The organism is Cobetia amphilecti, from assembly GCF_020217465.1.
GTDB lineage: Bacteria > Pseudomonadota > Gammaproteobacteria > Pseudomonadales > Halomonadaceae > Cobetia > Cobetia amphilecti.
On sequence record NZ_CP084115.1, the window covers coordinates 2,737,893 to 2,750,828 of the forward strand.

Here is a 12,936-nt window from a genome sequence, read left to right on the forward strand (position 1 = left end):
ATTGTACTGGCGGTGGTAACTTTAAGCTGTTTCCCCTAATCCTCATCATTGGCAGTCAGGTACCCGACAGACGACAGATTACCCTTAGCGCATCTAATGCATATTGCGAAATAAAACTACTTTAATTTAGCAACAACTCATCATCTGACTCACCTTCGCAGAATGAGAAATCCCAACTGCACTTTGCACGGGCCCCACATACGCTCCGCAGATCCCTGGATACGCCCCGCAAACGTTTAGCAGATACCGCGCAGAAGCCTCGACCACGTCTGGGCACGCCCCAAAGATGAAAAGGCCAGGGGGTGTCAGCGACGCCCCCTGGCCTTTCCAATAGCGATCATGAGCGACGCGACGTGGCCGGCTTTCCTGAACATGCCTTTCCTGAACATGCCTTTCCGTCACTTGGGTGTCCGCTGCGGACACTCAGGGCGTCACCTCCAGCCCCGAGGTGTCCTGCGCCGGTTGGTGGCTGCCATACAGCGCCAGATGCCCGCTCAGGGCGGTATCGATGTGGTAACTGACCCCGTAACGACGCGCGTTGCGGGCGAAGGCACGCCGCAATTCAGCATCCCCCACCATTCGCCCCAACGCCTCGGCGTAGCGCTCAGGCGTGTGCTGGTCGACCACCAGGCCGTTGCCGACCCGATGCACCACCTCGGCACAGCCGCCGACATCGGTGACCAGCACCGGCAGGCCGCTGAGCGTCGCCTCCAGCAGCGAGATCGGCAGCCCTTCCCAGGCGGATGACATGATGAAGGCATCGGCGCTGGCCAGCAGCCCCGCCACATCCGAGATATTGCCCAGCAGGCTGACCTCATCATGGAGCCCGAGCGCCTCGATCTGCGCCATCAGCTGTGCCTTGTGCGGCCCCTCCCCGGCGATCCTGAGCGTGAAGGCCAGGCCCTGCGCCTTGAGTCTGGCGCAGCTTTCCAGCATCAGGGGGTATTGCTTGGCATCGGTCAGACGTCCGATCGCCGCCAGCTGCACCGGGGCCTGCTGATTCGCCTCCCGCCAACCACTGGCCTTGAGACGCGCGCCGGAGACGGCGTTGTCGATCTGTACCACCGGACGCGCCGCAATCGGCGCCAGCTTGTCGGTGCAGGCGCGACAGATACCGACGTAGGCCGTCACGCGACGATCAAACAGCCGGAACATCCAGGCCGGCGCGCCCAGCTCGATGCTGTGCACCGTCATCATCACCGGCAACTGGCGCGGCAACCCAAAGGCGAACATCAGTGCGTAATACAGGTGGCAGTGCACCACATCCGGCGCGAAGCGCGTCACTTCCCTGCGCAGCCTCGTCGCGCCTCGCCACGGGCGGCGGCGAGTCTCGATGCCCAGAAACGAGTAGCTGACATTGCCGGCACTCAGCTGGCTCAGAAAGCGATGCTCGTATTCGAGGTCACGGCCACATTCCGCGGCGGTTTCCAGAAAGGTGATATGCACACTGTGGCCAGCGGCCACCATCGCCAGACTCAGGTCCTTGACGTAGACCTCGGCGCCGCCAGAGGCGGGAGTCGAGATGACATGCATGATTCTCACGGCGATAGCCTCCTGCTGTCGTTCATGAAAAAAGTGAGGGCGGCTGCCCTCACTTGTCTGTCCACTGGCTGTCTTGCCTACCCCCCTCATCCAGGCGGTCGTCATGCCGATCAGATCACCTTCAACAGCGCCGGGGCTTCCAGGCCCTCAAGCATCGTGCGCCAGCTGGCCTCGACGGTATTGCGCGAGAAGCGGTCCAGGCCGTAATCCACATTGGCGCGCAACCTGTCGAGCACCGTCTCATTTCCCAGCACCTCATCAAGCTGACGGGTCATGGCCTCCACATCACCCTGCGCAACCAGATAGCCATTGACGCCATGCTTGATGATCTCGCCCGGCCCGGCCGGACACGCGAAGCTGACACAGGGCACGCCACAGCTCAGCGCCTCGACCAGCACCAGGCCAAAGCCCTCGAAGCGCGACGAGAGCACGAACAGGTCCGCCGCGGCGTATTCGCGCCGGATGTCCCGGCATTGGCCCGGCATCTGCATCTGATGGGTGATATTCAGGCGCTCGGCCTGCGCCATCAGGGCGCCACGCTCTGCACCCTCGCCGACGATGCGCAAGACCCAGCCATCACGGGTCGCCTCAGGCAACGCCGCCCAGGCCTCAAGCAGCAGATCGAAGCCCTTCTGCGGCTCGAGGCGGCCGACGGCCACCGCCACCCTGGGCGACCTGGCGTCTCGCAAGTCCGCCACTCGCTCAGCACTGCCCTCACGACTCTGATGCGCCTGACGCTCGGCAACGACATGCTCAAGCGGATTGAGGTTGGGCACCACGCTGAGTCGCTCGCGCGCGGCTGGATGCAGCTGCTCCCAGTACTGGCGGTCTTCATGCGACAGCACCACGATGCGGTCGGCGCGATGCGCCGCCAGACGCCGCGCCGTATCACGGCGGGCAATGCCGAGATCCGAGGTGGCATTGAAGTGCTCCCAGCACAGGTAGCGCGTGCGGCGACAGAGCAGCGTCGGCAGCAGGAAGGGCAGGAAGCCGATGCTCTCGACCACCACCACCACGTCCGGGCGCTTGCGCAGCACCACCCACAGCAGACGCAGGAACAACCACAGGCCACGCACGGCGCCCAGATGCGAGCGCTCGGGATAGAGTGATTCGTGCACGATATCGTCATGCAGCGGATAGGGACTCTCCGCCGGGCCATATTCGCTGAGAATATCGACCTGATAATCGCCACTGGCGGCCAGCATGTTGGCGGTATCGGCGCAGGCACGTTCGGTGCCGCCGGTGCGTGACTGGGCACCGGTATAGAACAGGATATGTTTATGAGTGCTCATGAGGCGTATTGGCTCCGGCGGACAAGTTGCCGGGACAGGGCCGGGCTCACTGCATAGCTCATCAACAGCGCCTGCTCCTTCAGCGAGAGCTGGCGCAGAGATGACCAGGACGCTTGTCGCACCTGATCGAGCACGACCTTGCGCACCCGCGAATCATCCGCCGTCTTGTTGATCGCCTGGCGCATGATGAAGCTGACGCCGACGAACCGCAGGCCGCGGATTTCCAGCAGGGCCATGCCGTGCGTCGCGGCGAAATGCTCGCGATAATGCTCCGCGAAGACCCGCCAGCTGCGGTGGAACTTGTCCAGCTCCTGGTTGCTGAACGGCTTGCGCGTCAGCGAGCCGTCACTGCGCTTGTCGAAGTAATACAGCACCTCGGGCAGATACAGCACGCGCTCTGCACGTCCGAACAGATCCAGGTTATAGAGGCCATCCTGCGACACGGGCAGATCAGGGAAGCTCAGCGAGCAGGCCAGGTCGGCGCGGATCGCCTTGCCCCAGGGAGACGACACGATGGTGTCATGCATGAAGTCACGAAAGGCCCGGGCCAGCGGGCGCTCTTCGGCCTGCTGGCAGAATGCCAGGCTGTCGTGATCGCCCTTGGGGCCTTGCAGGCAGTAGCGGAAGACCACCGCCTCGGGCGAGTCGAACGCCTCGATGCGGGCCTGCAGAATATCCAGCGCGCCGGGCGCGAAATGATCATCGGCATCACAGAACAGCACATAGCGGCCGCTGACCAGGCTCAGACCATGATTGCGCGTGCCACCCGGCCCCATGTTGTGAGGATTGCGGCGCAGAACCAGCCGCCCGGGGATGTCAGGCGCCTCGCCGGGCAGCGTGGACATCGAGGACTGCTGCTCCATTTGCTGCTGAGCCTGTCGCTCAGCCCACAGGAATCCATCATCCGTCGAGCAATCATCAATGATGATGTGTTCATAGGATGCCTGGTTGTCACGCAAGCTGTTGATGCAGCGCGCAAGACCATCCCCTGAATTGTGATTTGGCGTCACGATGGAAAAGTAAGGCGACTTCCCTGTATAGCGTTCCATGCCCTGCCTTCTTTATTGTTCACTGTCATTGACCAGCACAGCCGACCAGCGCCCTCGAAGCAGAGCACACACTGCACTGAAGAGTGGGTCAGTTCTTGCGACTGACTTTTATTCGCAATTTCTTGGATTTTAGTGCTTGAGTCCCGTTCATCCGCCAGAAGCTGATCCTGCACTGAAGATGACAGGTGAGCGACGTCACCCTGAGGAGTGGACACTGGAGGGATGTCCGCTCGTGAGAAAGGTAGTGGCAGAAAGTGGCAGAAAGTGGCAGCAAATGGCGACACTTCCTGCCCCGCCGTTGACCACAGACTAATAATCCCCCCCAGCCCAAACAAGCTGCGCTGTCGCCAAAAGCCGAAATCATGAGCGTTTATGCGCCAATCCTCCGGCAACTCATGCCAGATACTGAGAATCAGTGACTACTGAAATACATCCCGCCCACTGAGCCAATTGAGCCAACGCGACCAAAGCCGTCATGCCCGCGGCCTTATGTGACGCACGTCAACGTGAGCACTTTGCGCGAGTGTCATACTGCCAGAGCGCGATGCAGGCTATGATGGCAGGCATTGGTCGGCCTCCCCGCACGCGCACGGCGCCCGCTCTCAAGCGCCCTTGCCTGCCAGCGCCAGGCCTCGCGTATGTTGAAGCCAGCGCCGCCCTGCCCTTTCTGTTCTATCCCCCCTGCCCACGGAGACTTCATGGAGCCTTGGCAACTTGTCGCCATCATGATGAGTCTGGCACTCGCCAGCTATATCCAGACCCTGACCGGTTTCGCCTTCGGATTGATCGTGATGGGCCTGCTGGCGACCCTCGATGTGCTGCCCATCGAGAGCGCCGCATTGCTGTGTACTCTGCTGGGCCTGTTCAACAACGGGATGGCCATGCGCGGCCACTGGCGAGAGATCAATCCGCGTCTGGCACGCCGCCTACTGGTCACCAGCCTGCCAATGCTGCCGGTGGGCTATTTCCTGGCAGTCTGGCTGGGCAGCGAAAGAGCCCCTCTGTTGGGCATGTTGCTGGGCATCGTCATCCTGATCGCCTGTCTCGCCCTGTTGGCTCAACCGGGCCCGCGTGCCACGACATCGCCACGCTGGCACTTTCATACCGCCGGTGTGCTGTCAGGCCTGATGGGGGGATTGTTCGCGGCCAATGGCCCGCCTCTGGTGGTCGTGCTCTATCGTCAGCCGATGACCCTGATCGCCATTCGCTGCACGCTGTTCGGTGTCTTCATCGTCACCGGCATCGTGCGCATGGGCCTCAGCATCGCGGCCCCGGGGCGTATCGGCGACACCCTGCCCCAGCTGCTGCTCGTGGGTCTGTCGGGCGCCCTCGTCGTGATGCTCTTCACCGAGCTGGCGCGTCGCTTCCCACCGCCCTTGAGTGACAATCGTCTGCGTCAGGTCGCCTATGCCATTCTGCTGGTCTCGAGCGTCAATCTGATCATCAAGGGCCTGATCTGATGACTCAGCCCCCACCAGCCCAGAACGCGGCTGATCCAACGGGCGATGAAGGCTTCATCGAACTCTCGGAGAGCACGATTGACGCCATCAAGGCCGCGGGCAGAAAGTTGGATGAGGACGTGCAGGCGGGGCGCCTTCCTGCGGGCAGCTCGCGCTGGATGATGGCACCGTCGGGGGAGCGCTTCTGCATTCGTCATTCCGGCCCAGCCCTTGTTGAAGAGACTGATGAAGACTCTGATGACGAGTGTGAGCCAGACGCCGACATGCATCGCCAGTCACTGATGATTCGCTGCTGGCAGCGTCTGCTGGCGCGCGTGAAGCGCGCAGGCGTTGCGCGAGGCTGACTCATCGACAAAAGCCCTCCATACCGCTCGCGACAAAGCTCTCGATATAGTCTGCAACAAAAAAGGGACTGCCCATGGGCAGTCCCTTTTGTTTATCTCATGGCCTCAAGCGCAGTCGATCACTCCACCGTGACACTCTTGGCCAGGTTGCGCGGCTGATCGACGTCGGTGCCCTTGAGCACGGCGACGTGATAGGAGAGCAGCTGCAGCGGCACCGCGTAGACGATCGGTGCAAGGAAGCGACAGACGCCCGGCACGGTGACGACATGAACGCCTTCACCGGCCTTGAGGCTGACTTCCGGGTCCGCGAACACGAACAGCTGACCGCCGCGGGCGCGAACTTCCTGCAGATTGGATTTCAGCTTCTCCATCAGGTCATCCATCGGCGCAACCGCCACCACCGGCATGTCTTCGTCGATCAACGCCAGCGGGCCGTGCTTGAGTTCACCTGCCGCGTAGGCTTCGGCGTGGATGTAGGAGATTTCCTTGAGCTTAAGCGCCCCTTCCATGGCAATGGGATACTGGCTGCCACGGCCGAGGAACAGGGTGTGGTGACGGTGCATGAACTTCTCCGCCAGCTGCGCGATTTCCCCATCCAGCGCCAGGGATTGCTCGATCACATGCGGCAGGTCCTTGAGACGCATCAGCAGCTGACGGCTCAGCAGGTCATCCGTCTGACCATCGCCCTTGGCCTGACGCAGCGCCAGGGTGGTCAGCATCAGCGCTACCAGCTGGGTGGTGAAGGCCTTGGTGGAGGCAACACCGATTTCCGGCCCGGCGTGGGTCAGCAGTGACAGGTCGGATTCACGCACCAGCGAGCTGCCCGCCACGTTGCAGATGGCAAGGCTTGCCAGATAGTGACCGGCCTGCGGGCCTTCACGGTTGAGCTTCTGGATGTCACGCAGCGCCGCCAGTGTGTCGGCGGTCTCGCCGGACTGGGACAGGGTCAGGAACAGCGTGCCCGGCGCCGCGACCCGCTCGCGATAACGGAATTCCGAGGCCACCTCGACCTGAGCCGGAATTCCGGCGACCTCTTCCAGCCAGTAACGCGCCACCATGCCGGCGTGATAGCTGGTGCCACAGGCGATGATCTGTACCTGACGCACATCCGCGAACAGCTGCGTCAGACGCGCCACATCCACGACCTGCTTGCCTTTCTCGGCCCCATTGTCTGCCGCGAGGAAGGAGTGACGCGAGACATCGAAGGCCTCCAGACGCACGCCCTGCGGGTCCAGTCGCTCCGCCAGAGTGCGCGACAGCACGCGCGGCTGCTCCATGATCTCCTTCATCATGAAGTGGCGATACTCGCCCTTGCCGGCGGCTTCGACACTGTGTTCGTAACGCACCACTTCACGCGTGACCGGCGTCAGCTCATCGCGGTCGCCGGTACGTTCCAGCACCTGGATACCCGCCGGTGTGATGGCGACCATGTCACCTTCATCGAGATAGACGAAGCGATCGGTGACCGGCAGCAGCGCCAGCGGGTCAGAGGCGATGAAGTGCTCATCGATCCCCACGCCGACCACCAGCGGGCTGCCCTGACGGGCACCGACCAGCAGTTCGGGGTTGCGCTGCTCCATCACCGCCAGCGCGAAGGCGCCATCGAGACGCGCGGTGACCGCATTGACGGCTTCCGGCAGTGCCAGGCCGCTGCACAGTTCGCGATCGACCAGGTGCGCGACCACCTCGGTGTCGGTCTCGGAAGTGAAGACATAACCGGCGCCTTCGAGCTCGCCGCGCAGCGCTTCGTGGTTCTCGATGATGCCGTTATGGACGACGGCGACCCGCTCACTGGAGAGATGCGGGTGCGCATTGTGCTGGGCAGGACGCCCGTGGGTCGCCCAACGGGTGTGCGCCACGCCGATGGCGCCGGACAGCGGCGCCTCACGCAGCTCGTCTTCCAGCGCACGCACCTTGCCCACGGCACGCGCACGACGCAGTTCTCCGGCAGGGTCGATGACCGCCACGCCGGCGGAGTCATACCCGCGGTATTCGAGGCGATGCAGCCCCTCGATCAGAATCTTGCTGATATCACGCTGAGCCAGACCGGCAACGATGCCACACATGAGAAATTCCTCTACTGCGTGCCACCCTCATGGGGAGCGTGGCACGACTGAATGGATGTCTTTCAGGGAGTGCGTACGCAGATCAGGTACGCGTGCTGAATCTTTCAGCGACGTTCAATGCCTGCTTGAGCCTTGATGGCTGAGCACTGACGCTTGAGCACTGACGTTTGAGTAATGACGCCCGGGCTGTGATGCCAAGCCGCAAGCTCAAGCCTGATTCAGCAGCAGGGTGTCACCGCGGCCGACCGCGTAGTACATCAGGCCAGCGGCCTTCATGGCGGCGGGCTCGAACAGGTTGCGGCCATCGACCACTACCGGGAAGCCGAGCTGGGACTTCAGCCACTCGCCATCCAGGGTGCGGAATTCCTTCCACTCGGTGCAGATCACCAGCGCATCGGCACCCTTGACCGCCTGCTGACGGTCCGCAACCAGCACCAGCTCATCGCGCTCGCCGTAGATGCGGCGGCATTCCTTCATCGCTTCCGGGTCATAGGCCTGCACGGTCGCGCCAGCGGCCCACAGCGCTTCCATCAGCGTGCGGCTCGGCGCATCGCGCATGTCATCGGTGTTGGGCTTGAAGGCCAGCCCCCAGACGGCTATGGTCTTGCCCTTGAGGTCGCCATCGAAGGCCCGCGACAGCTTGTCGAACAGCGTGACCTTCTGGCGCTTGTTGACGGATTCCACGGCGGTCAGCAACTCGGCTTCATAGCCGATCTGGCTGGCAGTACGTGCCAGCGCCTGGACGTCCTTCGGGAAGCAGGAGCCACCATAGCCACAGCCCGGATAGATGAAGTGGTAGCCGATACGCGGATCACTGCCGATGCCGCGACGCACTTCCTCGATGTCCGCGCCCAGGCGCTCGGCCAGGTTGGAGATCTCGTTCATGAAGCTGATCTTGGTCGCCAGCATCGCGTTGGCGGCGTACTTGGTCAGCTCGGCGGCGCGCACATCCATGAACATCAGCTTTTCATGGTTGCGGTTGTAGGGGGCGTAGCATTCGCGCATGCGCTCACGCACCGCTTCGGAGTCGGTGCCGACCACGATGCGCGCGCCACGCGTGAAGTCGTCCAGCGCCGCGCCTTCCTTGAGGAATTCCGGGTTGGAGCAGACATCGAAATCGACGCTTGCACCACGGTCCTTGAGCACGTCGTTGACCCGCGCCTTGACACGGTCTGCCGTGCCCACCGGCACGGTGGACTTGTCGATGATGACCTTGTAGTCATTCATGTGCTCGCCGATAGTGGTGGCGACGGACAGCACATACTTGAGGTCGGCGCTGCCGTCTTCATCCGGCGGCGTACCTACGGCGATGAACTGCAGCACGCCATGCTCGACGGCTTCACGCGCGTCGGTGGTGAAGCTCAGGCGACCGGCTTCCACGTTGCGCAGCAACATGCCTTCCAGGCCCGGCTCATAGATGGGAATCTCGCCCTGCTTGAGACCCTCGATCTTGGCGGCGTCCACATCCATGCACACTACGTCGTGGCCGACGTCGGCCAGGCAGGTACCCGTGACCAGACCGACATAACCGCTTCCAAAAATCGTGATCTTCATTGATGTCATCCTTGCTGGCCTTGTCGCCAGATCGTGTCGTGATACTCAAAGTGAAACGAGGCAATGACGGCAGGATCTCGTGCACATCTGACGGCTTTTCAGCGGCAATCGAGGCGGACTCCAGGGCATTTCGCCATAAAGTTCTGTTCCCTCAAGACTCCCTCATGACTCCCTCGGGTTTCCCTCGGGTCTCTCTCAAGAGATGTCTTCGCAGGCGGAATTCCCCGCCTTCATTGGCCGAAAAAGAAATGCCGACAATGTCCTGTGCAAGAGGATTCCCCCCCATTGAACAGCGATATTTCGTGACAGCGGCGCGAGGTTACCCAACCCACGGGCCAGAAGGCTCGCAGGTGATTGCAGGTAGCTCGCAGGGAAAAGAGGCGCCGCTTGAGTCAGTGACGGGCAATCATCGCTGCCCGAAGTGTGGCTCTGTTATAAAGCAACTTCGTGAAAAGTCATCCTGTCGGGCGCAATATGATCCAAAACATGCCCCTATATAACTTGTGACTTATCTTTCTGATCCTGCCTGTCGCAACTTCCCTGATATGCCGCTTGATCAATTGACTACCCGGGCGGCAATGGCCACCTCATGGATGGCCATGCCTTCACGCTAGAGTCGTCATCAAATCAGAACCGTCAGTCAATGAGAGCCATCAGCGGCGCGGCAGTCATCAGCGAAAGTAATGCTTCGCGAAGGTCGCCAGGTGGCCATGCTTCATGGCGACCGGCGCCTTGCGCAGGAAAAAGGCCAATGACAACGGCGAGAAACGACTGCCGGTGGCGCGGGCAAACATGCGCCCCTTGGTGCGCGCCTTGGCCGGCGTGCTGTAGAAGTCGCTGCCGGAGGTGACCCCCGCATGGGCGACGATGCCCAGATTGGCTCGCATCAGACGCGCGCCCTGACGACGCGCATCGCTCAGCACGATGAACTCCTCGCCGGAGGGCTGATCAGTGCCCAGGCCGAACTGCTCATCGAAGCGTGCATGGAACTGGCAGAGATCCAGCGCCATGTCGACCGAGCGCACGCGCGCCAGTGACATCAGGCTGTGGGTCTTGAAGGACACCGGCGGCGCGGGCCGATCCGGGTCTCGCTCATGCAGCGGGAAGGCCTTGACGTGGGGGAAGCTGATCGCGGCCGCTTCGGTGCAGGTGAAGGCTTCCATCACCAGCGCGACAGCCTGGGGATGCAGCTCGATGTCGTCATCCAGCACATAGGCGTAGCGCGTGGCACAAGCGGCCAGCGCCGTGTTGCGACTCTTCGAAAGGCCCCGCCCGTCGATCGCCAGGTACTCGAAACGGCTATCGAAATTGGCCAGCGCGTATTCGCGATATTGCTCGCGGCTCGCGGGGTCTGACAGTTGATGCACGATCAGGAAACGCGCCCCGGGCAGCGCATCATGACGCGGCACGCTGTAGAGGCCGTCATCCAGGGTCGAGATCAGGAAGGTCAGCTCCGGCGCCTGGCGACGCGCGCTGTCATCCACCTGACGTGCCCCGACCAGCACGCGCGGGCGCGAGTCGAGGGTCGGCTGCGCGCTTGCATCGCCGTGGCGGGTAGCCGCCGTGGACTCGGTGGAAGGTGTCGCGGACGCCGCGACATCCTGTTCAACGATGTTTTGCATAACCGTTCACCGCGTAATGGACAAAGTTGCGACTGGCGCTGATCACATCCATCCCCAGCACCTCACGATACAGACGCCACTGATAGGCGGCGGCCTTGAACTTGTTGGACGACACGCTGCTCTCGCGACGCGTATAGCGCGCCAGCGGTTCCGGCATGCCCTGTGCCGGGCCCAGCTGACCGATGATGATCAGCCACAGCGCCAGGTCCTGACGCTTGCGGATCGTCGGCATGTAGAAGCGCCCATAACGACCGGCGTCATAGATGGCGGTCAGGCAGCCGATGGAGTTGGAGCGCAGCATGTCGTCACGCGTCAGGCGCTCGGGCGGCGCGAAGTACGAGACGTGCTCGCCCTGCTCGTCGACCATCTCGTAGCCGGTGTAGGAGAGCCCGGCGCCGGTGTCCTGCATGAAGGCGATCTGGCGTTCGATCTTCTCGGGTAGCCAGGCATCGTCGGCATCCAGAAAGGCGATATAGCGGCCCTTGGCCTCGGCGATGGCACGGTTGCGTGCCCGGCCCGGGCCACCGTTGGTGTCGGTTTCCAGCACGCGGATCTCGACGCCGGCGGTGTCCAGCGCCGCGAAGTCGTCACGCAGACGACTGGCGGCACCATCCGGCGAGGCATCGTCGCTGATCAGGATCTCGCGTACCGGCTCGCTCTGGGCCAGTACCGAGTCGACGGCGGCGTGCAGGCGGCGGTCATAGCCGTAGTTGGGCATGATGACGGAGACATCAGCCATGGGCCTTCTCCTCAAGCGGCTGTCGCTGAACGCGACGCGAGTGTGTGTCTGGGCACGTGTCTGCGGATGAGTCCTGACGCGCCTGCCTGGTAGTCGCCGCATCGCCGGGCGTCGGCGGCGCAAGACGCGAGATCAGACGCTGATATTGCGGCAACACCGCGTGCGCGCTGTAGCGATCAAAGCTCTGCCAGGCACCGTTCGAGAGACGCAGCAGAAGCTCGTCATCGAACTCGAGGCGCGCCAGCTCGTGGGCAAGCTCGGCGATGATGGCGGCATCCTCACTGCCATCCGCTTCCGCGCTGAGCATCCCGTCACGGCCATGCTCGATCAGCGCCAGCGGGCCGGAACGCACCGGGCGCGACAGGCACGGCAGCCCCTCACGCTTGGCCTCGATCACGTTCATCGGCAGGCATTCGCGCTCCGAGGTCAGCAGCAACAGGCGTGCACGCCGCAGCTCGTGGGAGACATCCCTGAGCGCGCCGGTGAACAGCACCTGCGTGCCAGCAGGCACCGTGCTGTCGTTGGCGCCCTGGAAGACGCGCAGGCCCAGCTCGTTGCACAGCGCCAGCAGACGTTCACGCTCCGGGCCGTCACCGACCACCACCAGGCGACCGCGACGATAGCCGGAATCCGCGAAGGCACGAATCGCCAGATCGAGGCGCTTGATCGGCGCCAGACGCCCGACCATCACCACATCGACCTGATGCTCGCAGCCGCTGCGTGCCTCGTCCGCCCGCTGGTCATCCAGATAATTGGGAATCACCGTCGGCGTGAGGCCGCGGCGACGCCAGCATTCGGCATCGACCTCATTGAGCACCTGCAGCACGTCGAGGTGGCGATAGGCCAGCTGCTTGACGATGCGCTTGGCACGGCGGTCGTGGTGATAGGCGCTGTGCTCCTGGGCGATGATGCGCGTGCGTGGACGCGGACGCCCCTCGCCATCGACGCCACCGGTGCCGCGTGCCGCCAGCTGCGCCGCCAGATGGAAGGCGAAGTAGCCGCTGACCATCACCTCGATCCGCTCCTCCAGCATCAGGCGACGCAGATGCGTCACCCAATGGCGGAAGTTCTGGCGCGTGCCGGTGGCGGGCAGCCCGAGGGTGCGATATTCGACACCCTCCAGACGCCCCCAGTAGGGCTCGCCTTCGCGCACCGAGACCAGCGTGACCCGGTGGCTGGCTCTCAGGTCCCGCGCCAGACCATGCATCACCTTCTCGACGCCACCACAGGCACTGATGTCCTGGATCAACAGAGCGACATGTGCCATA

10 protein-coding genes are annotated in these 12,936 nt (G+C 63.0%); 2 read left to right on the plus strand and 8 right to left on the minus strand.

The features are described 5' to 3' along the window. Positions 1-423: 423 nt before the first annotated feature. From LCW13_RS11490 to LCW13_RS11500, 3 genes are all read right to left on the minus strand, one after another. Complete coding sequence (locus LCW13_RS11490) at positions 424-1,533, minus strand: glycosyltransferase family 4 protein (RefSeq protein WP_225348150.1); 1,110 nt, start codon at positions 1,531-1,533, stop codon at positions 424-426. A 119-nt stretch (positions 1,534-1,652) separates the two neighbouring features. After that, positions 1,653-2,834, minus strand: coding sequence for a glycosyltransferase family 4 protein (locus LCW13_RS11495; RefSeq protein WP_225346945.1), 1,182 nt, complete (start codon positions 2,832-2,834; stop codon positions 1,653-1,655). Further along, positions 2,831-3,883, minus strand: coding sequence for a glycosyltransferase family 2 protein (locus LCW13_RS11500; RefSeq protein WP_225346946.1), 1,053 nt, complete (start codon positions 3,881-3,883; stop codon positions 2,831-2,833). The genes LCW13_RS11495 and LCW13_RS11500 overlap by 4 nt, the downstream gene beginning before the upstream one ends. A 698-nt stretch (positions 3,884-4,581) precedes the next feature. Here LCW13_RS11500 and LCW13_RS11505 point away from each other — a divergent pair. Then, positions 4,582-5,343: a sulfite exporter TauE/SafE family protein gene (locus tag LCW13_RS11505; protein WP_054556253.1), complete on the plus strand. Its 762-nt coding sequence runs from the start codon at positions 4,582-4,584 to the stop codon at positions 5,341-5,343. Next, the gene (locus LCW13_RS11510; RefSeq protein WP_225346947.1) at positions 5,343-5,687 is read left to right on the plus strand and encodes a hypothetical protein; all 345 of its coding nucleotides are present in this window, start codon (positions 5,343-5,345) and stop codon (positions 5,685-5,687) included. Before LCW13_RS11505 ends, LCW13_RS11510 begins: the two co-directional genes overlap by 1 nt. Before the next feature lie 119 nt (positions 5,688-5,806). On the opposite strand, the gene glmS is transcribed toward LCW13_RS11510, so the two are convergent. From glmS to LCW13_RS11535, 5 genes are all read right to left on the minus strand, one after another. Continuing rightward, on the minus strand, positions 5,807-7,753 hold the full coding sequence (gene glmS, locus LCW13_RS11515) for a glutamine--fructose-6-phosphate transaminase (isomerizing) (protein WP_225346948.1): 1,947 nt from the start codon (positions 7,751-7,753) through the stop codon (positions 5,807-5,809). A gap of 207 nt (positions 7,754-7,960) precedes the next feature. Continuing rightward, on the minus strand, positions 7,961-9,307 hold the full coding sequence (locus LCW13_RS11520; protein WP_107336361.1) for a UDP-glucose dehydrogenase family protein: 1,347 nt from the start codon (positions 9,305-9,307) through the stop codon (positions 7,961-7,963). 671 nt (positions 9,308-9,978) lie between these two features. Continuing rightward, positions 9,979-10,929 carry a glycosyltransferase family A protein gene (locus tag LCW13_RS11525; RefSeq protein ID WP_225346949.1) on the minus strand — a complete coding sequence of 317 codons (951 nt, stop codon included), beginning with the start codon at positions 10,927-10,929 and terminating at the stop codon, positions 9,979-9,981. Next, positions 10,913-11,668, minus strand: coding sequence for a glycosyltransferase family 2 protein (locus tag LCW13_RS11530; RefSeq protein WP_043334128.1), 756 nt, complete (start codon positions 11,666-11,668; stop codon positions 10,913-10,915). The genes LCW13_RS11525 and LCW13_RS11530 overlap by 17 nt, the downstream gene beginning before the upstream one ends. Then, positions 11,661-12,935 carry a glycosyltransferase gene (locus LCW13_RS11535; protein WP_225346950.1) on the minus strand — a complete coding sequence of 425 codons (1,275 nt, stop codon included), beginning with the start codon at positions 12,933-12,935 and terminating at the stop codon, positions 11,661-11,663. The genes LCW13_RS11530 and LCW13_RS11535 overlap by 8 nt, the downstream gene beginning before the upstream one ends. Between the last annotated feature and the right edge of the window lies 1 nt (position 12,936).